The sequence below is a fragment of the Streptomyces durhamensis genome (assembly GCF_000725475.1).
Lineage (GTDB): Bacteria > Actinomycetota > Actinomycetes > Streptomycetales > Streptomycetaceae > Streptomyces > Streptomyces filipinensis.
In genome coordinates this window covers 37,301-59,942 of record NZ_KL647046.1, presented here as the reverse complement: position 1 = coordinate 59,942, position 22,642 = coordinate 37,301, and the positions used below count along the sequence as shown (strand labels likewise).

The following is a 22,642-nucleotide window of genomic DNA, read 5'->3' as shown; positions in this document are numbered from 1 at the left end:
GCTTGAACCATCGGCTGGCGGCCAGTCAATGAGCCGGATAAACATTCGCGAATCCCCTGACCGATATGTCGAATTCGGCGTTCCGGGTGTGCCCGTAACTGAGTAGGGTGCCTCCAGCGCAACCGGTGTGCGTCGTACGGGGACTGGCGGGGGGACATGGCCGCGGAGTTATTCGAAGGGCACTATGTGTGGCATCCGGCGGCCGACGACCGTGTCCTGGCGAGCGTATGCGTCGATGTGCGCGCCGGACGTTATCGATACGCGTACGAGGCCCTCGCCGAGACGCGTTCCGACTTCGCCCTGCGCGCGCATCGCTCGCTGGTCCTCGCCTCCGAGGCCGCCGGAACCGATCTGGTCGAGCGCTGGCTCGCCGAGGAGCCGACGCCCGAGGCTGCGCTGATGTGGGCCCGGGTCGCGGTCCAGCGCGCGCTGCGGGCCGCCGACGCGCGCGACGAGCGGGCCGAGGCGCTGGAGCGGATCGCCCTGACCGCCTGCGACCGGGCGGCCGCCCTGGCCCCCGAGGACCCCACGCCCTGGGTCGCCAAGCTCGCCATGGCCCGGCTGCACCAGCTGCGCGAGCCGGCCCCGCAGGGCCTGCTCACCGCCCCGCCGGGGCCCTGGCGGCTGTTCGCGCACATCCTCTCGCTCGATCCCTGGCACCGCGAGGCCCATCACCGCTTCCTGTCGTTCTTCTTCACGCGCCACGGCGGTTCGGTCAACGCGGCCTGGGACGTGGCCGCCTTCCTCAGCCAGCGGGCGCCCGCCGACTGCGCCCTCCGGCTGCTGCCCCTGGTGGCCCTGGTGGAGAGCTACAACCCCACCCAGCTGCTCGCCGACCGCGTCTGGGAACAGCCGCAGTGGCGCTCCACCGCGCTGGCGATCTACCACAACTGGCTGCCGGCGGTCGCCGGTTACCGCTTCACGCCGGTGCTCGACCTGGCCTACCTCGCGCACGCGCTGGTCATGGCCCAGCGCGAGTTCGAGGCCCGGGCGGTGTTCGCGGCGATGGGTCCGTACGCCTCGCGCATGCCCTGGAGTGCCTTCGGCGACCCCGCCGAGCAGCTCTCCCGGGCCCGGCGCGCCTGCGGCCTGCCCGTCCCGCGGCCCGACTGATCCGGCGGGCCGGTCCCGCTCGTTCCTGTTCGTCCCCGCTCCCCAACGAGAGAAAGGCCGATCTGTGTCGGAACGGATGTCGACGCCACGGGCCAAGGCCCGCGGCGGTGAAGACCCGGTCGTGCTCGACGACGACGCCACCCTGCATGCGATGGGTTATCCGCGGAAACTCACCCGGCGCTTCCAGGCGTTCGACAATTTCGCGATCTCCTTCACCATCATCAATATCCTCTCGGGTATTTTCTCGTCCTTCGGATTCGGCATGAACGCGGGCGGCCCCCGTATTCTCGTGTTCGGCTGGATCGGTGTCTGCGTCATGGTGCTGCTCATTGGTGCGGCCATGGCGGAAGTCGCCTCCGCCTTTCCGACGAGCGGCGCGCTGTATTTCTCCGCCGGTAAACTCGCAAAGCGGCACAAGGGTGCCTGGTCCTGGTACACGGGCTGGCTGAACTTCGTCGGACAGATCGGCGGCACCGCCGCCACCGGCTATGCGGCCGCCACCTTCGTCCAGGCCTTCGTGCAGCTGCAGTGGCCCTCGTACCAGGCGACGGCGCACCAGACGGTGCTGATCACGGCCCTGATCATCGTCCTGCAGGGCCTCGCCAACACCTACACCGTCCAGCTCGTCGCCGTCCTGAACCGCATTTCCGTGTGGTGGCTGCTGATCGGACTCGTGGTGATCGTGGGGGCACTCATAGTGATGCCGGATCACCATCAGCCGGCGTCGTTCGTGACGCATTTCGAGAACAACACCGGCTTCACGAGCGGACTTTACGGAGGCATGCTCGGGCTGCTGGTCACCAGCTGGACGTTCACCGGGTTCGACGGCAGCTTCCACATGTCCGAGGAAACGGTCCGCGCGACGGTCAACGCGCCCCGGGGCATCACGCGCGCCATCGGCTATTCGGCGATCACCGGTCTGATCCTGATGCTGGCACTGGTCTACAGCATTGGCGACTACTCCAAGGTGGCCGGTTCCGATGCGCCGCCGGTCCAGATTCTCATCGACGGCCTCGGACTGGGCGCCGCCAAGGTCATGCTCCTCATCGTCATCGGCGCGATGCTCTTCTGCGGTCTCGCCAACCTCACCAGCAACACCCGGCAGATCTTCGCCTTCTCCCGGGACGGTGCCATGCCCGGCTCCCGCTGGTGGCACTCCGTCTCGCCGCGCACCCGTACGCCCGTGAAGGCGGTGTGGCTCGCGGTGGTCTGCTCGCTGGCCCTGGTCGTGCCCGGCTGGTGGTCCCACACCGCCTTCACGGCCATCGTCAGTGTCAACGTGGTCGGTCTCTTCCTGGCCTACGCCGTGCCGATCTTCCTGCGGCTGCGGCTGGGCGACGGGTTCCAGCCGGGGCCCTGGCACCTGGGCCGCTGGGGCCGGCCGGTCGGCTGGCTGGCGGTGGTCTGGATCGTGCTCAGCAGCGTGCTGTTCATGCTGCCGCAGGCCTCGCCCATCACCGCCGACTCCTTCAACTACGCGCCGATCGCCCTCGCGGTCGTGCTGGTCGTGGCGACGGTGTGGTGGTTCGCCACGGCCCGCCGCCGCTTCCAGGGGCCGATCAGCTACGGCGGCCCCGACGAGGTCGCGGCGATGGACCTCGTCTGAGGGAGGTACGGCCCGGGCGGGTGCGAGGGGGGCTGCTCGTGCGGCATCCCGCGCCCCCGGGGAGCCGCACCGCCGTAGGTCTCCGGGGCGCGGCGCCCCGGCCGGCGCCGCCGTCCCGGGGGCCGCGCAGGCGCCGCGCAGCCGCTCAAGAGATCTTCCACTGGATCAGACCAATATTCATCGCGCGGCATGCGCCGAAGTGCTGGCAGGGGCATGCCCGCTGCTCCATAGTTGGCGCACACGTGCAGCAGATCAGCCCCGACCGCACCACACACCTGGGGGTAATCGCGCCCATGAGCAGAGCCGAACAGCCGTCCCGCAGAACCGTCCTGACCGCCGCCGTCGCCGCGGCGGTGGCCGGCGGAACGGCCCCCGCTGCCGCCGCCGCTCAGCGGCCCGCCGCCGAGGCCGACGCCCCCGGCGGGCTGCCGGCCCGCCCGATCGACTACCACGCCTGGACCACGTACAGCGAGTGGCGCCTCGGCACCGGCCAGGGCGTGCGGGCCGTCGCCGGGCCCCGCCCCGGCCTCGTGATCGGCGCCCCCGCCGGCCGCAGCGACTACACCGACCCGCACACCGGTACGACCGCCACCTGGGAATACGCCGTCTGGACCTCTCCGGTCCACCGGCTCACCGCGCCCGCCACCGAGGCCGTCGCCTCCTGGAACGCCCACACCCCCGAGGGCACCTGGCTCCAGGTGGAACTGCAGGGCACGTACTCCGACGGCACCGACACCCCGTGGTACGTGATGGGCCGCTGGGCGGCCGGCGACCAGGACATCAAGCGGACCTCGGTGGACGGCCAGACCGACGGCAAGAGCAGCATCTGGACCGACACCTTCGCCATCGACGACGCGAGCACCGGCCTGCGGCTGGCGTCGTACCGGCTGCGCCTCACCCTGTACCGCCGGCCCGGCACGCGTCTGACGCCCACCGTCTGGCGGCTCGGCGCCATGGGCTCCGACATCCCCGACCGCTTCACCGTCCCCGCCTCCACCCCCGGCCTGGCCCAGGAACTGGTCGTCCCGCGCTACTCGCAGGAGATCCACAAGGGCCAGTACCCCGAGTACGACAACGGCGGCGAGGCCTGGTGCAGCCCCACCTCCTCGCAGATGATCGTCGAGTACTGGGGCGGCCGGCTCACTCCCGAGCAGCTGTCCTGGGTCGACCCCGCCTACGCCGACCCGCAGGTCGACAACGCCGCCCGCTTCACCTACGACTACCAGTACGAGGGCTGCGGCAACTGGCCGTTCAACGCGGCCTACGCGGCGACCTTCGAGGGCCTGCAGGGTGTGGTCACACGGCTCGCCTCGCTCACCGACCTGGAGACGCTGATCGCGGCCGGCATCCCGGCCATAACGTCCCAGTCGTTCCTGAAGACGGAGCTGACCGGCGCCGGCTACGGCACTTCCGGCCATCTGATGACCGTGATCGGCTTCACCGCGGACGGCGATGTGATCGCCAACGATCCGGCCTCGCCGGGCGACGACGCGGTACGGCGGGTCTATCTGCGCCGCGAGTTCGAGAACATCTGGCTCAGGACCAAGCGGTACAACGCCTCCGGGAAGGTCGTCTCCGGCAGCGGCGGGATCTGCTACCTCTACTTCCCGGCCCATCCGAGCCCGCGCCGGCGCAAGGCGCTCGAGGCGGTGGGCGTGCGCTGACCGTGTGAGCAAGCTCATCGCCGCACAAGGCGCCGCGGGTGGCAAGGTGGATGAACGGGTGGGGGGCCCGCTCTGTACGTCCGACCTCTGTGAGCACCACGATGACCGCACACCCGGCCACCGCCACCCGCGTCCGCACCGGCGGCCCCCAGGAAGACGGCCCGAAGATCCTCGAACACGTCATGGGCTGGGTCCTCGTGGCCGTCGTCGCGATGTTCGTGACCCAGCTCGGTCTGCTCTGAACCGACCGCTCACGTGTGCGGCATGTTCTGACATACTGCGGAAGTCCCGCCGACCGCCTGGAACAGGGCCGAAATTGAATATGCCGCAGCAGCGTGCCGCCGTCCGCCGCCCAGCCCCCGACTCCGCGCGCGCAGGGACCCCCGCCCGGATACGCGGCACCGAGCGTTCGGCGGCGCGTCGCGCCGAACTCATCGCCATCGGGCGGAAGCTGTTCGCCGACACGTCCTACGACGCGCTGTCCATGGACGACATCGCCCGCCAGGCCCATGTCGCCAAGGGGCTGATCTACTACTACTTCCGGTCCAAGCGCGGCTACTACCTGGCGATCATCCAGGACTCCGTCACGGACCTGGTCACCTTCGCGTCCAGCGCCCTGGGCCTGCCCGCCGTGGACCGAGTCCACCGCACCATCGACAGCTACCTCCGCTACGCCGAGCACCACCAGGCCGCCTACCGCACGATCGTCAGCGGCGGCGTCGGCTTCGACACCGAGGTGCACGCCATCCGGGACGGGGTGCGCGAGGCGATCATCACCACCATCGCGGAGGGCGCCTACGGCCGCGGTGACATCCCCCCGCTGGTGCGGATGGGGCTGCTCTCCTGGGTGTGCGGCGTCGAGGGTGCCGCCCTGGACTGGATCGACCGCCCCGAGCTGTCCCGCGAGACGATGCGCGAGCTTCTGGTGAAGACGCTCGGCGGGGCCCTGCGCGCCGTCGAGGAGCTGGACCCCGCCTACCCGGCGCCGCGGCCGGCCCGCCGCGACGGCTGACCCGCCGGGAGCGGAGGCTCGTGGTCCCCCGCTCCCGGGTGCCCCTGCCGGGGTCTAGTTGATCGCCTTGATCAGTTCACCGTTCGCGGTGTCGCCGCTCAGCTCCCAGAAGAAGGTGCCGCCGAGGCCCTGCTGGTTCTTGTACGCCATCTTCGTGGCGATGGTGGACGGGGTGTCGTAACTCCACCAGTCGCTGCCGCACTTGGCGTAGGCCGTGCCGCCCACGGTGCCGGTCGGCGGGCACTTGGTCCTGAGCACCTTGTAGTCGTCGATGCCCTGCTCGTACGTCCCCGCCGCCGGGCCGGTGGCCGTTCCGCCGGGTGCCGCCTGGGTGACCCCCGTCCAGCCGCGGCCGTAGAAGCCGATGCCGAGCAGCAGCTTGGACGCCGGGATGCCGAGGCCCTTGAGCCGGGCGATGGTGGCCGAGGTGTTGAAGCCCTCCTTCGGGATGCCCGCGTAGGAGGTCAGCGGGGAGTGCGGGGCCGTCGGGCCGCTCGCGTCCCATGCGCCGAAGTAGTCGTAGGTCATCGGGTTGTACCAGTCGACGTACGGGGCGGCGCCCGCGTAGTCCGCCGCGTCGATCTTGCCGCCGCTGGAGGCGTCCGCCGTGATCGCGGCCGTCACCAGGCCGCCGGAGCCGAACTTCGACCGCAGTGCCGCCATGACGTTCCGGAACGCCTCCCGGCCGCTGGTGTCGCAGGTGTTGCCGCAGGCGTTCGGGTACTCCCAGTCGATGTCGATGCCGTCGAACAGGCCCGCCCACTTGGAGTTCTTCACCAGGTCGTAGCAGGACTGGGCGAACGCGGCGGGGTTCTTCGCGGCCTCGCCGAAGCCACTGGACCACGTCCAGCCGCCGAAGGACCACAGGATCTTCAGGCCCGGGTGCTTCTTCTTCAGCTTCAGCAGCTGGTTGAAGTTGCCGCGCAGCGGCTGGTCCCAGGTGTCGGCGGCCCCGTCCACCGACTCGGCGGCGGTGTAGGCGCGGTCGGTCGCCGCGTAGGAGTCGCCCATGGCGCACTTGCCGCCGGTGACGTTGCCGAAGGCGTAGTTGATGTGGCTCAGCCGGGCCGCCGAGCCGGAGGTCTCGATGTTCCTGGCGTAGTACTTGCGGTCGTAGGTACCCCATTCGGTGAAGTAGCCGACGACCTTCGAGCCGGCCTTGGCCTGGGGTGCGGCAGGGGCCGCCGCGGTCGCGGTGCCGGCTCCGGCCAGCAGTCCGGCACCGAGGACGGTGGTACACGCGGCGGCCGTGAGCGCCCGCAGGCGGGAGCGGTGGGGAGTGTGCATCGGGTGTCTCCTCGTGGGGGGAGGGGAACGCGCGCCGATTGGCATGAACGCGGTAAAGCGTTGGTCATGCACAGTAGGAGGACTAGACCACTGCGTCAATGGTTCGGACCAATTTCGGCGGCATTGCGGCCGCGCTGCCTGAGTCGCGAGCAGTTCCGGCTGGATTCTTGAAGTAAGCGGTCGTTAACTGGTGACGGGAGGTCGCTGATCGGGCATACTCACAGCGCACAGCCGCTGGTCAGCCGCTTCCGAGACCCGGGAGCGGGGCGCCTTCGGCCATCACGGAACGACCAGGCGGACCCGCCCCCACCCGACGGGCCGGACCGCCGGTGCCCGAACAGGGAGGAGATCGACGCCATGTCCGACCGCGACCCGCAGCCGGTGGAGCGTCAGCTGCCCACGGAGGAGGCGCGGGATCTGCTCGCGCTCGTCCGGGACATCGCCCAGCGCGAGATCGCGCCGAAGGCGGCCGAGGAGGAGGACGCGGGGCGCTTCCCGCGCGAGGTCTTCACCCTGCTCTCCGAAGCGGGCCTGCTCGGCCTGCCCTACGACTCCGAGTACGGCGGCGGCGACCAGCCCTACGAGGTCTACCTCCAGGTCCTGGAGGAGCTCGCCGCGGCCCGGCTCACCGTCGGCCTCGGTGTCAGCGTGCACACGCTCGCCTGCTACGCGCTCGCCACCTACGGCACCAAGCAGCAGCAGGTCGAGCATCTGCCCGCCATGCTCGGCGGGGGCCTGCTCGGCGCCTACTGCCTCTCCGAGCCGTCCGCCGGCTCCGACGCGGCCTCGCTGCGCACGAAGGCCCTCCCGGAGGGCGACGAGTGGGTGATCAACGGGACCAAGGCCTGGATCACGCACGGCGGCATCGCCGACTTCTACACCGTGATGGCCCGCACCGGCGAGGACGGCCCGCGCGGGATCAGCGCCTTCCTGGTCCCCGGTGACGCGCCGGGTCTGAGCGGTGCGGTGCCCGAGAAGAAGATGGGCATGAAGGGTTCGCCCACCGCGCAGGTCCACTTCGACGGCGTCCGGGTCGGCGACGAGCGCCGGCTCGGCGAGCAGGGCCAGGGCTTCTCCATCGCCCTGTCCGCCCTCGACTCCGGCCGGCTCGGCATCGCCGCCTGCGCGATCGGCCTCGCCCAGGCCGCACTCGACGAGGCGGTCGGCTACGCCACCCAGCGCCGGCAGTTCGGTCATCCGATCGCCGACTTCCAGGGCCTGCGGTTCATGCTCGCCGACATGGCCACCCAGATCGAGGCCGGCCGGGCGCTCTACCTCGCGGCGGCCCGGCTACGCGATGCCGGCAAGCCGTTCGCCAAGCAGGCCGCCATGGCCAAGCTGCACTGCACCGACACGGCCATGAAGGTCACCACGGACGCCGTGCAGATACTCGGCGGCTACGGCTACACCACCGACTTCCCGGCCGAGCGCTATATGCGCGAGGCCAAGGTCCTGCAGATCGTCGAGGGCACCAACCAGATCCAGCGGATGGTCATCGCCCGTCACGTGGCGGGACCCGAAGGTCGCTGAACTGGCCCGTGAGGACCGTCGGGGCCGCCAGCCTGATCCACTCCGGGTCGTGGCGGCCCGGCAGGGTGCGGCCCCGGTCGGCCCAGACCCGCATGAGGTCGCGGTAGATGGGCGGGTCCTGCGGCATGGGCGGCGGAACCGATTCTGCGGGCCGGGGCACAAAGATGCGGCGCTGACGCCCGATGGCCGTGTACGTGGGGGTCATACCCGGGCAACGCGGCAGTGGCCGGACAGGTCACCGGTACGCGGTATAGAGCGTCAGTTCAGGCACGTCCGGTTCCGTCTCTGGCCACCTCCCCTCCTCTGACGTACCGTCAGCTGACCATCGTTCAGGGGGTGTCCGTGGCCGACGACCGTCCCGTACCGCTCGACGAATACCCGGTGCACCAGGTGCCGCTGTCCATGAAGCACGTGGCGACCGGCGACCGCAACGCCTACGACCGCTGCATCTTCCACGTCTTCGACCACACCGGCCGCGCCCTGCTCATCCTCGGCCTCGGCGTCTACCCCAACCTGGGCGTGATCGACGCCTACGCCACCCTGCGCACCGGGGACACCCTGCACGCCGTCCGCGCCTCCGACGCCCTGGGGGAGGACCGGATGCGGCTCGCCGTCGGCCCCCTGCGCGTCGAGGTCCCGCGGCCGCTCCAGGAGCTGCGTCTGATCTGCGAGGACGAGCAGCTGTCGTACGACCTGACCTGGACGGCCGCCTTCCCCGCCCTCTGGGAGCCGCACCACCTCCAGCGCCGGGGCGACCGGCTCACCCTGGAGGGCCGCCGCTTCGTCCAGGCAGGCACCCCGGAGGGCGTGATCCGGGCCGGGGGAGAGGAGTTCCGGGTCACCGCCGACGACTGGACCGGTACCCGGGACCGCAGCTGGGGCGTGCGGCCGGTACCCGGCGAGGACGGCGGGCGGCTCGCCGCGGACCACCCCACCGAGGGTTTCCACTGGATCTGGTGCCCGGTCCGCTTCGAGGACCGCTTCCTGATGGTCATCACCCAGGAGGACGCCGACGGCTACCGCTCGCTGAACGACGCCACCCTCGTCCGGCCCGGTCAGCGGGACCGCCAACTGGGCTGGCCGCAGGCCGAGATCGGCTACCGCCCCGGCACCCGTCATCCGGAACGGGCGGTCATCCGTCTCGGCGACGCCCGGGGGCCGCAGAAGCTGGACGTCGAGATCCTGGCCTCCTCGCCGCTCGCGCTCGGCGCGGGCTACCCGCCGGCGGACGACTGGCAGCACGGCAGCTGGCGGGGGCCCGGATGGACCGACCGCCGCACGTACGACATGACCCTGCCCCATCCCCTGGCCGGTTACGGCGTCACCGACCACTCCGCCCGCTTCCGGCTCGACGGGCGCACCGGTCACGGCATCTTCGAGCACGGCTCGTTCGGCCGGCACGACCCGAGCGGCTTCACCGGCTTCGACTCGGTCGCGCCCTGAGGGAGGACCCGCTATGGCCACGGCACCGCGTCCCCGCACCACGACCCGCGACCCCGAGGACCTGGACCGGCGCCTGACCGCCTGGCTCGGCACCCGGCTGCCCGGCGCCAAGGCCACCGGCGTCACCGTCCCGGCCTCCAACGGCATGTCCAGCGAAACCCTGCTGTTCGACCTCGAACACCCCCGGGCCCCCGTACGGGCCTGTGCGTTGCGGCTGGCCGCGGACCCGCGGGCGTACACCGTCTTCCCCGAGTACGACATGGGCCGCCAGTACCGCACCCTGCGCCTGGTGGCCGAGCGGACGGACGTGCCCGTGCCCCGGGTGCTGTGGCTGGAGGAGGATCCGGGTCCGCTCGGGGCGCCCTTCCTCGTCATGGAGCGGGTCGCCGGGCGCGTGCCCCCCGACGTCATGCCGTACACCTACGAGGGCAGTTGGCTGCAGAGGGCGAGCGATGCCGAACGCGCCCACCTGGAGGGCGCGACGATCGGGCTGCTGGCCCGGCTGCACGACCAGGTGCCGCCCGGAGAGGCCGCTTTCCTGACGGTGCCCGGGGAAGGCGACGCGTTGCGCCGGCACGTGAGCGCCCAACGCGCCTACTACGCCTGGGTGACCGACGGCCTGCCCCGCTCACCCCTCATCGAGGCCGCCTTCGACCGGCTGGAACAGCTGTGGCCGCGCGAGCCCGGCGAACCGGTCCTCAGCTGGGGGGACGCGCGCATCGGGAACATCGTCTACGACGGCTTCGAGCCCGTCGCGGTGCTGGACTGGGAGATGGCGGCGCTCGCCCCGCGCGAGGTCGACCTGGGCTGGACCATCTATCTGCACCGCTTCTTCCACGACCTCACGGTCGCCTCCGGGCAGCACGGGCTGCCGGACCTGCTGCGCCGCGACCGCGTCGAGGCCCGCTACGCACGGCTGACCGGTCACACCCCGCGGGACATGGACTTCCACACCCTCTACGCCGCGCTGCGGCACGCGATCGTCATGCTGCGCGTCGCCTACCGCCAGGTGTACTTCGGTGAGGCCGCCGTACCGGCGGACCCGGACAGGCTGATCCTGCACCACGACAGTCTGCGTGCCATGGTGCAGGGCACCTACTGGAAGCGGTGAGGCAGGCTCAGGCGGCCAGGCGGCGCATCGGGCGCGACCCCGGGCCACCGGCGTGCGAGAAGGGCTGCGTCCGCCAGTTCAGCCCCTGGGGGAGCGTCAGCAGCAGGGCGGTGTCCTGCTCCTGCGGCTCGACGGACTCGTCCGCGGGACGGGCCTCGGCGGCCGGACGGCCCGTACCCGCACAGACCGTGAGACCGAACGGGTTCCACGGCGAGGCGCACAGCGCGTGCTCCGGCAGGACCTGCTCGTCCGCCAGCAGCGCGATCGGCTGGGCGCAGTCCGGGCAGATCACCCGGTACATCTCGAAGGTGTCGTAGGCGTCCGGTCCGTCGTCGAAGGCGTCGGGTTCGACGCCCTCCGGCTCGGGCTCGGCGACCTGCTGCTGCCGCTTGGACGTGGATCGACCAGGGCGATGGACACTCTGCATGGGATTCTCCCCCTAAGGCTGGGCCGTGAAGGCGCTGCGGCCTCGACCACAGCAAGCACTTCCCGTCCGCCCTCGACGGTAATCACGAGAACATCACGGAGCCCGTTCGGGCCGTGTGGCGTTCGTCACATGCCGTGTGCAGGTGCCCGCTGCGGGCCTTATGCGGTGCTTTTTGTATCGAACCGGCCATGACCTGCGCTCTCGGCTATCGGAGGAGATCAAGCGCACTGTAGGTTTTGGCGCCATGGAGGAGCTGGACCGACAGATCGTGCAGCTGCTCGTCAAGGACGGGCGGATGAGCTACACAGACCTGGGCAAGGCCACGGGCCTGTCCACGTCGGCCGTGCACCAGCGGGTGCGCCGGCTGGAACAGCGTGGCGTCATCCGCGGCTATGCCGCGGTGGTCGACCCCGAGGCCGTCGGGCTGCCGCTCACCGCGTTCATCTCGGTGAAACCGTTCGACCCCAGCGCCCCCGACGACATCGCGGACCGCCTCGCCGGCGTCCCCGAGATCGAGGCCTGCCACAGCGTCGCCGGCGACGAGAACTACATCCTCAAGGTGCGCGTGGCGACACCGCACGAACTGGAGGAACTGCTGGCGAGGCTGCGCTCCCTGGCCGGCGTCTCCACCCGGACCACGGTCGTGCTGTCGACCCCGTACGAGGCGCGGCCGCCGCGGGTGTGAAGCGGCGCGCCGCGGCCGCCCTTCCCGCCCCGGGCGGTCACACCGCGGGGTGGAACGGGCGGGCGCGCCCGGCGGGACCGGGCTGAGCCGCCCCAGGTGCCGCAGCCGGCGGCCGGCAGGAGAAACTGTCCGCTATGAGCGACCGCACCGCCGACCCCCAGCCCCCCGGGACCGTCCTCCTCCGCCGCGGCGAGGTGCACAGCCCCGCCGACCCCTTCGCGACCGCGATGGTGGTGGAGCGCGGCCAAGTCGCCTGGGTCGGCTCCGAGGGCGCGGCCGACGCCTTCGCCGACGGCGTGGACGAGGTGATCGACCTCGACGGCGCCCTCGTCACCCCCGCCTTCACCGACGCCCATGTGCACACCACCGCCACGGGGCTCGCCCTGACCGGACTCGACCTCTCCGGCGCGCCCTCCCTGGCGGCAGCCCTCGCCCTGGTCCGCGACTTCGCCGCAGCCCGCCCGGACGACCGCGTCCTGCTGGGCCACGGCTGGGACGCCGCCCGCTGGCCCGGTGGCCGCCCGCCCACGCGTGCCGAACTCGACGAGGCCACCGGTGGCCGCCCCCTGTACCTCTCCCGCATCGACGTGCACTCGGCGGTCGTCACCACCGCCCTGCTCGACCTGGTCCGCGGCGACGTCCCGCGCGAGGACGCGCCGCTCACCCGGGACGCCCATCACGCGGTACGCGCGGCCGCGCTCGCCGCCATCACCCCCGCCCAGCGCGCGGAAGCCCAGCGCACCGCCCTCGCCCACGCGGCCTCCCTCGGCATCGGTTCGGTGCACGAGTGCGGCGGGCCACAGATCTCCTCCGAGGACGACTTCACCGGCCTGCTGAAGCTGGCCGGCGAGGTGCCCGGCCCCCGCGTCGTCGGGTACTGGGCCGAGCGGGCCGACGAGGGCGTGGCGAAGGCACGGGAACTGGGCGCCGTCGGCGCCGCGGGCGACCTCTTCGCCGACGGCGCCCTCGGCTCGCACACCGCCTGCCTGCACCAGCCGTACGCCGACGCCGACCACGCGGGCACCGCCTACCTGGACGCCGAGGCCGTCGCCGCCCACGTCGTCGCCTGCACCGAGGCGGGCCTGCAGGCCGGGTTCCACGCCATCGGCGACGCCGCCGTGAGCGCCGTCGTCGAGGGCGTGCGCGCCGCCGCCGAGAAGCTCGGCCTCGCCCGGATCCGCGCCGCCCGCCATCGCGTCGAGCACGCCGAGATGCTCACCCCCGAGACCGTCGCCGGCTTCGCCGAGCTGGGGCTGACCGCCTCGGTCCAGCCCGCCTTCGACGCGCTGTGGGGCGGTGAGGACGGCATGTACGCCCGGCGTCTCGGCGCCGAACGGGCCCGCACCCTCAACCCCTTCGCGGCCCTGCTGCGGGCCGGTGTGCCGCTCGCCTTCGGCTCCGACAGCCCGGTCACCCCGCTCGACCCCTGGGGCACCGTCCGCGCCGCCGCGTTCCACCGCACGCCCGAGCACCGGGTCTCCGTAAGGGCCGCGTTCACGGCGCACACCCGCGGCGGCTGGCGGGCCGTGGGACGGGACGACGCGGGCGTCCTGGTGCCCGGCGCGCCCGCCGACTACGCGGTCTGGCGCACCGACGAGCTGATCGTCCAGGCCCCCGACGACCGCGTCGCCCGCTGGTCGACCGACCCGCGCTCCGGCACGCCCGGCCTGCCCGACCTCACTCCGGGCCGCGACCTGCCGGTCTGCCTGCGCACCGTGGTGGGCGGGCGGACGGTGTTCGTACGGCCGGGCGAGTGATCTACGGGGGTGGCGCGGCGCCGGCGGGGCGCCGCCGCCCCGCCGCCCGACCTGCGCATCCTCTGCGGCGGTCGGCCCATCCGGGCTGTCGTAGCAGGTCAGAGGACTGTTGACAGTCGGCGGCCGCGGGCCGGTAGGTTCGTCCGAGTCCACCACCGGACGCCCGACCGGGGGCGTTCACGCAACTCGTCGCAGCGCCGCTGGGTCAGGACGGTGTGCCGTACCGGGGCACCGTCGCTGGGAGCCAGGCTCAGCGTCCGCGCCGCCGAGGGAACGTTCCGGCCCGGCAAGGTGTGACCCGGGTGGGGCCCGTGCGCTCAGTAGACAACGGCTTTCGGTCGATCCGCAGCCAGCGGGTCCCAGGTCGGCCCGAAGGGCGCCGGGCCCCCATCCGCCGTGGCGGGAAGTCGTCGAGCGCACGGCTCGAACATGCCGAAAACCGCATTCTTACCCCACTCTTGTGGAATCGACACCGCCATACGCACAAGTCGGCACGTCTATCCCTGCGGGCGGCCACTATGGTGGATCCCTGCGTACAACCAGAAGGGGCAGCAGTGAACGACGGCGACGGGACTCTCGAGGCCAAGGCCCAGGGGAGGCAGTTCGGTCCGATCGGCACGGCCTTGGTGATCATCCCGACCTACAACGAGGCGGAGAACATCAAGACCATCGTCGGCCGGGTACGCAAGGCCGTCCCCGAGGCGCACGTGCTGATCGCGGACGACAACAGCCCCGACGGCACGGGCAAGCTCGCCGACGAGCTGGCCGCCGACGACGACAACGTCCACGTGCTGCACCGCAAGGGCAAGGAAGGCCTCGGCGCCGCCTACCTCGCCGGCTTCCGCTGGGGCCTGGAGCGCGACTACGGCGTGCTGGTCGAGATGGACGCCGACGGCTCCCACCAGCCCGAGGAACTGCCCCGCCTGCTCACCGCCCTCAAGGGCGCCGACCTGGTGCTCGGCTCCCGCTGGGTGCCCGGCGGCCGGGTGGTGAACTGGCCCAAGTCCCGGGAGTTCATCTCCCGCGGCGGCAGCCTCTACTCCCGGCTCGCCCTCGACCTGCCGCTGCGTGACATCACCGGCGGCTACCGCGCGTTCCGGCGCGAGACGCTGGAGGGTCTGGGACTGGACGAGGTCGCCTCGCAGGGCTACTGCTTCCAGGTCGACCTGGCCCGCCGCTCGGTCAAGGCCGGCTACCACGTGGTCGAGGTCCCGATCACCTTCGTCGAGCGCGAACTCGGCGACTCCAAGATGAGCAAGGACATCCTGGTCGAGGCGCTGTGGCGGGTCACCGCCTGGGGCGCGGGGGACCGGATCGCCAAGATCACCGGCAAGAACAAGCGGACCCCGTAGGTCAGCGCCGGCTCCGAGCCCCCGGCGGTTCCGGGTATTCCGGCGGTGCCGGGCGTCCCCGCCGTTCTGGGCCGCTCGGGGCCGTTCTGGTCGATCATCCCCTTATCCCGTGCTGAGCCGCGGCCAGGCACACTGGGAGCATGACGACTGGCGCTCCGACCTCTCCCTACCCCACCACCCGGCCCCGGCGCTCCCGGCTGCGCAGGTATCTGCCGCTCGGGGTCGCGGCCTGGCTGGTGCTGGAGATCTGGCTGCTGACCGTGGTCGCGGGCGCGGCCGGGGGACTTACCGTGTTCCTGCTGCTCGTCGCGGGCGCCGTGGTCGGTTCCGTGGTCATCAAGCGGGCGGGCCGGCGCGCCTTCCAGAGCCTCAACGAGGCGCTGCAGCGCGGGGGTTCACCCGAGCGCGGCGGTGGCAACGGCCTGATGATGCTCGGCGGCCTGCTGCTGATGATCCCAGGTCTGGTCTCCGACGTGGCCGGACTGCTCCTGCTGCTCCCGCCGGTGCAGCAGGCCGTGAGCCGATACACCCAGAACGCCCTGGACAAGAGGCTGCGCGCGGCCGCCCCGGGCGGCTTCGGTGACGCCTTCCAGCAGGTCCGCATCCACCGCCCCGACGGCAAGGTGGTGCCGGGCGAGGTCATCAGGGAGGACCGGACCGAGCCGGGAGACCAGCAGCGCCCGCCGCTGTCCCGCTGAGCCCGTCTCCGGACATGCGAAAACCGCGGGCGCCGTACGGTCTCGTACGGCGCCCGCGGTTGTTCGTGCGGTGTGTCTTCGCCCAGCCCGCAGGGACTAGGCCGACTTACGGCTGTCCCGGGGGTGAACCGCGATGTTCATCGCCCCCGAGCGCAGAACCGCCAGGCGCTCCTCAAGGACCTCTTCGAGTTCCTCACGGGTGCGCCGCTCCATCAGCATGTCCCAGTGGGTACGCGCGGGCTTGGCCTTCTTCTCCTCAGGGCCGTCGCCGTCGACGAGGAGTGCCTGGGCTCCACAGACCTTGCACTCCCACTCCGGCGGGATCTCCGCCTCGACCGAGAAGGGCATCTCGAAGCGGTGCCCCTTCTCACATGCGTACTCCACGGCCTGGCGCGGGGCCAGGTCGATACCGCGGTCCGTCTCGTAGCTGGTCACCACGAGGCGCGTACCGCGAAGAGCTCGCTCACTCATGAATCGTGCCTCCCGGGCTTGTCGCCCACAGGACAGGTGTCGCTGTCGTCGTCATCCGGTCAACGTCCGGTCGGCGGTAAAGATTCCCGTTCCGTGTCCCGTTCCGGGTCATGCGTCGCCGTCGTAGCCGCCCCTTGTTGTACCCACCGGCGCCCGGTTTGTCACATCTGCTAGCAGATGTCACCCAGCGTTTCGGCATCTTTGACGCGCAGTAACGGTACGCCTGGCAGGCCAAAGGCGTACACTACCGCCCTTTTGTGTTGAGCGCTAAATCGAGGCTAAATCTTTTCCGGAACCGGATTGCCCGCCTCGCCGATCGCCCGGCGCACCGGCACGCGCGCCAGCAGCGCGAATCCGATGACGAAGAACACCACCAGGGAGATGATCGCGGAGCGGTAGCTCCCGGTGAGCTGGTAGGTCACGCCGAACAGCAGCGGTCCGAGCCAGCTCATCCCGCGGTCGCTCATCTCGTACGCCGAGAAGTACTCGGCCTCCTTGCCGGGCGGTACGAGATGGGAGAACAGCGACCGGGACAGCGCCTGGCTGCCGCCGAGGACCAGGCCGATCCCGGCGGCCAGCACGAAGAAGAACACCGGTGCCTTCGCGGGCAGGAAGTATCCGGCCGCCAGCGTGACCGTCCAGGCCACCAGCGAGCCCAGGATCGTCCGCTGGGCGCCGTAGGTCCGTGCCAGCCGCCCCATCGCCAGTGCCCCGGCCACGGCCAGCACCTGGACCAGCAGCACGGCCACGATGAGCGTCGACTGGCCCAGTCCCAGTTCCTGCGAGCCGTAGACGGAGGCCTGCGAGATCACCGTCTGGATGCCGTCGTTGTAGATGAGGTACGCCAACAGGAAGGCGAGCGTCAGCGGGTGCCGGCGCATGTCCCGGACCGTCGCCGCGAGCTGCTTGAGCCCCGGCGCCGTGGCGCGCTCCACGCGTGCGTGGTGCTGGTCGCGCAGCGTGCGCAGCGGCACGAGCGTGAAGGCGCCCCACCACAGGCCCGCCGAGGCCAGACAGACGCGGACGGCGGTCGTCTCGGTCAGTCCGAAGGAGTCGTGCGCCGAGTAGAGGACCAGGTTGGCGACGAGGACCGTGGAGCCCGCCGCGTAACCGAAGGCCCAGCCCCGCGAGGAGACCGCGTCCCGCTCCTCGGGCGGGGCGATCTGCGGCAGATAGGAGTTGTAGAGCATCATCCCGACGGACTGCGCCGCGTTGGCCACCACCAGCAGCACCCCGCCGAGCAGATACCGGTCGCCGTCCAGGAAGAACATGCCCGTGGTCGCGGCGGCCCCGGTGTACGCCGCCGCCGCGAGCAGCGGCTTCTTGCGGCCGCTGCGATCGGCCGCGCTGCCCACGAGCGGCATCACCACGACCGCCAGGATCACCGACAGGGACACCGTGTAGGCGAAGAAGGAGCCCGCCCGGACCGGGACGCCGAGCGGGTGCACATAGCCGTCGCCGTCCGCGGCCCGCTCGGCGACCGCGGTCAGGTAGGGGCCGAGGAAGACCGTCACCACGCTCGTCGAGTAGACCGAGCAGGCCCAGTCGTAGAAGTACCAGCCGCGTTGCTCGCGCCGCCGGCCGGCGGCCTCGTCCGGCGCCTGCGTCCGCGCGGTGTCGGTTGCCACCCGTGCCCTCGCTTCCCCGCTTGAACTGCGAAGGCTCGGACGCGGCGGCCGGGGTCAGACCCAGACGCCGCGCTCCTCCATGACCTTGCGCAACGTGTCGATGTGATCGGTCATGATGCCATCGACACCCAGGTCCAGGAGCCGGTGCATGCGCTCCGGTTCGTTGACCGTCCACACGTGCACCTGCAGCCCGCGCGCGTGGGCGGCGCGGACGAAGCGTTCGTCCACCACCGGGACGCCCGACTGGGCCTCGGGCACCTGCGCGGCGACGGCGGACCGGCGCACGGCGGCCGGCAGGCCCCATGAGCGCAGCCGCAGACTCAGCACCCCCCGGGTGCCGAACGAGGTGGCCAGCCGCGGCCCGGCCAGCCGCTGGGCGCGCAGCACCCGCGCCTCGGAGAACGAGCCCACGCAGACCCGCCCCCAGGCGTCCGTGCGCTCGATCAGCTCCAGGAAGGGGCGCAGGGCCGGCTCCGCCTTGACGTCGACGTTCCAGCGCACCTCGGGGAAGGTCTCCAGCAGCTCCTCGAACAGCGGCACCGGTTCCCGGCCGCCCACGCGCGCCTGCCGTACGTCCTGCCACGGCAGGTCGGCGATGCGGCCGGCGCCGTCGGTGACCCGGTCGAGGGTCGAGTCGTGGAAGGCGACGAGCCGGCCGTCGGCCGTGGCGTGGACATCGGTCTCGATGTAGCGGTAGCCCAGTTCGACCGCGCGCCGGAACTGCGCCACGGTGTTCTCCAGCCCGTCGGCGGCCCCGCCGCGGTGGGCGAAGGCGATCGGGCCGGGATGGTCGAGGTAGGGGTGGCGTACGGGCGGTGTCGTGAGGGTCACGGCCGCAGTATGACTCCCTCGGGTGTCGCGGCGGCAACCACCGTGCTGCCGCCCGATGCCGCCGGGACGGCGAACACCCGCAGGAACAGCTGCGCCAGCGGCCCGATGGACACCGCGTACAGCACGGTGCCGATCCCGACGGTGCCGCCCAGCAGGAACCCGGTGACCACCACCGCCACCTCGATCCCCGTCCGCATCAGCCGGATCGACCGGCCGGTGCGCCGGTGCAGCCCCGTCATCAGCCCGTCGCGCGGACCGGGTCCGAAGCGCGCCGAGATGTACAGGCCGGTCGCCACGCCGTTCAGCACGATGCCCGCGAACAGCAGCGGGACGCGTACGACGACGGAACGGGCGTCGGGGACGAGCGCGAGCGTGCCGTCCATCGCGAGGCCGACGGCGAAGACGTTGGAGACCGTGCCGAGACCCGGGCGCTGGCGCAGCGGGATCCACAGCAGCAGGACCGCCGCGCCCACGATGATCGAGACCACGCCGATGGTCAGCCCGGTCAGCTTCGCGAGCCCCTGGTGCAGTACACCCCAGGGCTCCATGCCCAGGCCCGCCCGCAGGAGCAGCGCGGCACTGGCCCCGTAGAGCGCGAGACCGGCGTACAGCTGGATCAACCGTCGTCCGAGACGGTGCCGAGTGGACACGAGATACCCCCTGGGTGGTGGCGGTGGCCTGACGCATGTCACTCTGTGGCTTGGGATGAATCGCCATCCATGGCCAATTCGGGGAAGGTGGACTGATCTTCATGGCGCAGTGGACCTCTGCCATGGGGGCCGCGCAGCTCGGCCGGCTCCTCAACTCACAGCAGGAACGCCCGGCCGGTCCCGGCACCCGCCGTCCGCCCGCCTACCGTGCCCTCGCCGACGGCATCCGGCTGCTGGTGCTCGAAGGCCGCGTGCCCGTGGCCGCCCGGCTTCCCGCGGAGCGCGAGCTGGCCCTCGCCCTGTCCGTGAGCCGTACGACGGTGGCCGCCGCCTACGAGGCGCTGCGCAGCGAGGGCTTCCTGGAGTCCCGGCGGGGCGCAGGCAGCTGGACGGCCGTACCGGCCGGCAACCCGCTGCCCGCCCGCGGCCTGGAACCCCTGCCCCCCGAGGCCCTCGGCTCGGTGATCGACCTCGGCTGCGCCTCGCTCCCGGCGCCTGAGCCCTGGCTCACCCGCGCCGTGCAGGGCGCCCTGGAGGAACTGCCGCCGTACGCCCACACGCACGGCGACTACCCGGCCGGTCTGCCCGCCCTGCGGTCGATGATCGCCGAGCGCTACACCGCCTCCGGGATCCCCACCATGCCCGAGCAGATCATGGTGACCACCGGCGCGATGGGCGCCATCGACGCGATCTGCCACCTCTTCGCGGGCCGCGGTGAACGCATCGCGGTCGAGTCCCCGTCCTACGCCAACATCCTGCAGCTGATGCGGGAGGCCGGCGCCCGCCTGGTCCCCGTCGCGATGGCCCAGGGGCTGTCCGGCTGGGACATGGACCGCTGGCGCCAGGTCCTGCGCGAGGCCGCGCCCCGGCTCGCCTACGTCGTCGCAGACTTCCACAACCCCACGGGTGCGCTCGCCGACGAGGACCAGCGGCGCCGGCTGGTGGACGCGGCGCGTTCGGCCGGTACGGTGCTCGTCGCCGACGAGACGATGAGCGAGCTGTGGCTGGACGAGGAGTTCGCGGGCGGCGGGATGCCGCGCCGGGTCTGCGCCTTCGATCCGTCCGGCTCGACCGTCATCACGGTCGGCTCGGCCAGCAAGGCGTTCTGGGCGGGCATGCGCATCGGCTGGGTACGGGCGGCTCCGGACGTCATCCGCAGCCTGGTCGCCGCGCGGGCCTACGCCGACCTGGGGACGCCGGTGCTCGAACAGCTCGCCGTCAACTGGCTGTTCAGTACCGGGGGTTGGGAGCAGGCGGTGGAGCTGCGCCGTGCCCAGGCCCGGGAGAACCGGGAGGCGCTGGTGGCGGCGCTGCGCCGTGAACTGCCGACGTGGGAGTTCGACACCCCGAAGGGCGGCCTGACCCTGTGGGTCCGCGCCGGCGGCCTGTCCGGCTCGCGGCTCGCCGAAGCGGGTGAGCGCACCGGGGTCCGTGTTCCGTCCGGCCCTCGCTTCGGGGTGGACGGCGCCTTCGAGGGCTATGTGCGGCTCCCGTTCACCGTCGGGGGAGCGGTGGCGGAGGAGGCGGCGGTCCGGCTGGCCGCGGCGGCCCGGCTGGTGGAGAACGGGGGCGCGGGGGGCACGGAGGCGCCGCGCACCTTCGTGGCCTAGAGCCTCCCTTGGATCTTGCCGGCGTCAGAAGGCACCGTCACCCGGAAGCCGGCCGGATCCGAAAGGCCCTGGGCCGACGCCGCGCGGCGTCCCGACGGGCCGCGGGGTAGCGCGCGAGCGGCCGGGCGGACCCGCGCCGGCAGACGGCCTGAACCCGACGGGCTACCCGGCCGCCTCCGCGGTTGCCGGCGCCCTTCCCGCCGCCGGCTTCGTGAGATCCGTCCGCTCCGCCGCCACGGCCGTGGCCCGTGGCGGCAGCAGCTCCAGCACGGCCTGCCGGTCGGCGTCGCTGGTGGCGTCGTCGTAGGGGTCCGGCGTGCGCGGCACCTGGAGCCGGTGCACCGCTCCCACCCCGAGCCGGGCGTACCCCCGCCCGGGAGGCACGTGCCCCACCGGCGTGGTGTGCGGCGGAGCCCCCAGCGCGGCCTCCACCTGCCGGGGCGCAGCGGGCCCGAGCACGACACGCGCGCGCGTGTGCTGCCGTACCGCGTCGCTCAGTACCTCCGCGCTGTCGAACTGCTCGGCCACCGCGACGGTCACGTTCGCCGCCCGGCCGTGCCGCAGCGGCACCTGGAGCAGTGTCTGCGGGTCCGGGCGGCCGTCGGTCCCGGCGAGGTGGGTGAAGACGGACGGGCGGTCCAGCAGGATCCACAGCGGGCGCCGGGCGTCGGCCGGCGGCGGGTCGCCCGCCTGCCGGGCCAGGTTGATGGCGATGAGCCGCCGCTCGGTCTCCTGCGCGGCCCACTCCAGGCTCGCCAGCGCACCGGGCAGCGCGCACTCCACGGCCAGCACACCGTCCCGGCCGGTCAGACACGCGTACTCGCCGGTGCCGCCGCCGTCGACGATCAGGACGTCCCCGTACCGCAGGGCCTGCAGGGCGATCGAACGCAGCAGGGTCGAGGTGCCGCTGCCGGGGTGGCCCACGGCCAGCAGATGCGGCTCGGTGGAGCGCACGCCGGTGCGCCAGACGACCGGCGGGACGTCGATCTGCTCCTCGCCGTAGGAGAGCGGGAGCGTGCGGTGGACCTCGCTCGGGTCGGTGAAGCCGAGGACGGTCTCGCCCGGCGCGGTGACGAAGTGCTGGGCGGGGATGTCGGCGGGCAGCGGCGGAAGGACCGTGAGGGTGAGCTGGTTGCCCTCCTCGTCCCATGCGAAGTGGTACTCGCGGCCCCGGCCGGCCTTCGCGGTGAGCAGCTGCTCGATGCGCGCGCGGGCGTCGGGCTCGCCGTCCGGGAAGTAGGCGGGGTAGCGGATCACGAGCTGACCGACGCGCCCGGAGTCGTCGAACTCGTGGGCGGGGAAGGCCTTCTCCCACTCCCCGCCGTGCGCGTACAGCGGCGCCGGGTCCTCGGCGCCGGAGAAGTACGGCACCAGGGCCTCGTAGAGGGACTGCAGGCGTACGGTCTGGGACTCGTCGGGCCCTTCGGGGGCCGGGGGCGTGCGGTCGCGGCCCTGCCAGGCCGCCGCCGACATCAGGGTGATGACGGCGAGCAGCGGCCCGTATGGCGCCAGCACCACGACCAGGATCACGGAGGCCACCAGGAACAGCAGCGGCCCGCGTTTGTCCTTCGGCGTGTCCACCCATCTGCGCCGCCCGGCCGAGGCCAGCCGGCGCAGCCCGCGCGTGACGGTGATCAGCGGGTGGAGGACGTCGGTGGCGCTGTCGGCCGCCGTCCGGGCCAGCTCCCGGCTCCGGGCGAGCTGCATCCGGGCGATCTGGGCGCTGTCCTTGCTCAGGATGCGGGGGAGAGGACGCCGGGCCACTGC

The 22,642-nt window shown here is 72.1% G+C and carries 20 protein-coding genes; 13 read left to right on the top strand and 7 right to left on the bottom strand.

Features of this window, described 5'->3' with window-relative positions:
- Positions 1-156 precede the first annotated feature (156 nt).
- The 5 genes from IO33_RS0142755 (at position 157) to IO33_RS0142735 (ending at position 5,395) form a co-directional block, all read left to right on the top strand.
- Positions 157-1,113, top strand: a complete 957-nt coding sequence (locus IO33_RS0142755; RefSeq protein ID WP_209439029.1) for a hypothetical protein — start codon at positions 157-159, stop codon at positions 1,111-1,113.
- A gap of 76 nt (positions 1,114-1,189) precedes the next feature.
- Complete coding sequence (locus tag IO33_RS0142750; RefSeq protein WP_245236086.1) at positions 1,190-2,719, top strand: amino acid permease; 1,530 nt, start codon at positions 1,190-1,192, stop codon at positions 2,717-2,719.
- Between the two features lie 293 nt (positions 2,720-3,012).
- Positions 3,013-4,383 (top strand): peptidase C39 family protein, encoded by a 1,371-nt coding sequence (locus tag IO33_RS0142745; protein WP_031174433.1) that lies wholly within the window; start codon positions 3,013-3,015, stop codon positions 4,381-4,383.
- A gap of 101 nt (positions 4,384-4,484) precedes the next feature.
- Positions 4,485-4,625: an SCO1431 family membrane protein gene (locus IO33_RS50135; protein ID WP_107069516.1), complete on the top strand. Its 141-nt coding sequence runs from the start codon at positions 4,485-4,487 to the stop codon at positions 4,623-4,625.
- Positions 4,626-4,699: 74 nt separating this feature from the next.
- A complete protein-coding gene (locus IO33_RS0142735; RefSeq protein ID WP_390991228.1) occupies positions 4,700-5,395 on the top strand; it encodes a TetR/AcrR family transcriptional regulator in 696 nt (231 codons plus the stop codon).
- 54 nt (positions 5,396-5,449) lie between these two features.
- On the opposite strand, the gene IO33_RS0142730 is transcribed toward IO33_RS0142735, so the two are convergent.
- Entirely contained in the window at positions 5,450-6,682 is a 1,233-nt protein-coding gene (locus tag IO33_RS0142730; RefSeq protein ID WP_031174431.1) for a glycoside hydrolase family 18 protein, read from the bottom strand.
- 357 nt (positions 6,683-7,039) lie between these two features.
- Between IO33_RS0142730 and IO33_RS0142725 the strand changes: the two genes are divergently transcribed.
- The 3 genes from IO33_RS0142725 (at position 7,040) to IO33_RS0142710 (ending at position 10,766) form a co-directional block, all read left to right on the top strand.
- Complete coding sequence (locus IO33_RS0142725; protein WP_031174430.1) at positions 7,040-8,212, top strand: acyl-CoA dehydrogenase; 1,173 nt, start codon at positions 7,040-7,042, stop codon at positions 8,210-8,212.
- 342 nt (positions 8,213-8,554) lie between these two features.
- Positions 8,555-9,655 carry an Rv3169 family protein gene (locus IO33_RS0142715; protein WP_031174428.1) on the top strand — a complete coding sequence of 367 codons (1,101 nt, stop codon included), beginning with the start codon at positions 8,555-8,557 and terminating at the stop codon, positions 9,653-9,655.
- Between the two features lie 13 nt (positions 9,656-9,668).
- On the top strand, positions 9,669-10,766 hold the full coding sequence (locus tag IO33_RS0142710; RefSeq protein ID WP_031174427.1) for a phosphotransferase family protein: 1,098 nt from the start codon (positions 9,669-9,671) through the stop codon (positions 10,764-10,766).
- 7 nt (positions 10,767-10,773) lie between these two features.
- On the opposite strand, the gene IO33_RS0142705 is transcribed toward IO33_RS0142710, so the two are convergent.
- Positions 10,774-11,193 (bottom strand): hypothetical protein, encoded by a 420-nt coding sequence (locus tag IO33_RS0142705; RefSeq protein WP_031174426.1) that lies wholly within the window; start codon positions 11,191-11,193, stop codon positions 10,774-10,776.
- A 244-nt stretch (positions 11,194-11,437) separates the two neighbouring features.
- Between IO33_RS0142705 and IO33_RS0142700 the strand changes: the two genes are divergently transcribed.
- The 4 genes from IO33_RS0142700 to fxsA all read left to right on the top strand — a co-directional run bounded on the left by IO33_RS0142700 (position 11,438) and on the right by fxsA (position 15,685).
- Positions 11,438-11,878: an Lrp/AsnC family transcriptional regulator gene (locus IO33_RS0142700; protein ID WP_031174425.1), complete on the top strand. Its 441-nt coding sequence runs from the start codon at positions 11,438-11,440 to the stop codon at positions 11,876-11,878.
- A 134-nt stretch (positions 11,879-12,012) separates the two neighbouring features.
- Entirely contained in the window at positions 12,013-13,635 is a 1,623-nt protein-coding gene (locus IO33_RS0142695; protein ID WP_031174424.1) for an amidohydrolase, read from the top strand.
- A 554-nt stretch (positions 13,636-14,189) separates the two neighbouring features.
- The gene (locus IO33_RS0142690) at positions 14,190-14,987 is read left to right on the top strand and encodes a polyprenol monophosphomannose synthase (protein WP_031174423.1); all 798 of its coding nucleotides are present in this window, start codon (positions 14,190-14,192) and stop codon (positions 14,985-14,987) included.
- 140 nt (positions 14,988-15,127) lie between these two features.
- Complete coding sequence (gene fxsA, locus IO33_RS0142685; protein WP_031174422.1) at positions 15,128-15,685, top strand: FxsA family membrane protein; 558 nt, start codon at positions 15,128-15,130, stop codon at positions 15,683-15,685.
- A gap of 96 nt (positions 15,686-15,781) precedes the next feature.
- Here the strand turns inward: fxsA and IO33_RS0142680 are convergent, their stop codons facing one another.
- From IO33_RS0142680 to yczE, 4 genes are all read right to left on the bottom strand, one after another.
- A complete protein-coding gene (locus IO33_RS0142680) occupies positions 15,782-16,156 on the bottom strand; it encodes an RNA polymerase-binding protein RbpA (RefSeq protein ID WP_003977404.1) in 375 nt (124 codons plus the stop codon).
- 278 nt (positions 16,157-16,434) lie between these two features.
- Complete coding sequence (locus IO33_RS0142675) at positions 16,435-17,784, bottom strand: MFS transporter (protein ID WP_031174421.1); 1,350 nt, start codon at positions 17,782-17,784, stop codon at positions 16,435-16,437.
- A gap of 54 nt (positions 17,785-17,838) precedes the next feature.
- Positions 17,839-18,615 carry a glycerophosphodiester phosphodiesterase family protein gene (locus IO33_RS0142670; protein ID WP_031174420.1) on the bottom strand — a complete coding sequence of 259 codons (777 nt, stop codon included), beginning with the start codon at positions 18,613-18,615 and terminating at the stop codon, positions 17,839-17,841.
- Positions 18,612-19,265 carry a membrane protein YczE gene (yczE, locus tag IO33_RS0142665; RefSeq protein WP_031174419.1) on the bottom strand — a complete coding sequence of 218 codons (654 nt, stop codon included), beginning with the start codon at positions 19,263-19,265 and terminating at the stop codon, positions 18,612-18,614. The genes IO33_RS0142670 and yczE overlap by 4 nt, the downstream gene beginning before the upstream one ends.
- A gap of 101 nt (positions 19,266-19,366) precedes the next feature.
- Between yczE and IO33_RS0142660 the strand changes: the two genes are divergently transcribed.
- Positions 19,367-20,875 (top strand): SCO1417 family PLP biosynthesis transcription factor, encoded by a 1,509-nt coding sequence (locus tag IO33_RS0142660; protein ID WP_031174418.1) that lies wholly within the window; start codon positions 19,367-19,369, stop codon positions 20,873-20,875.
- 162 nt (positions 20,876-21,037) lie between these two features.
- Here IO33_RS0142660 and IO33_RS0142655 read toward each other — a convergent pair whose 3' ends face one another.
- Entirely contained in the window at positions 21,038-22,639 is a 1,602-nt protein-coding gene (locus tag IO33_RS0142655; RefSeq protein WP_031174417.1) for a P-loop NTPase family protein, read from the bottom strand.
- Positions 22,640-22,642 lie beyond the last annotated feature (3 nt).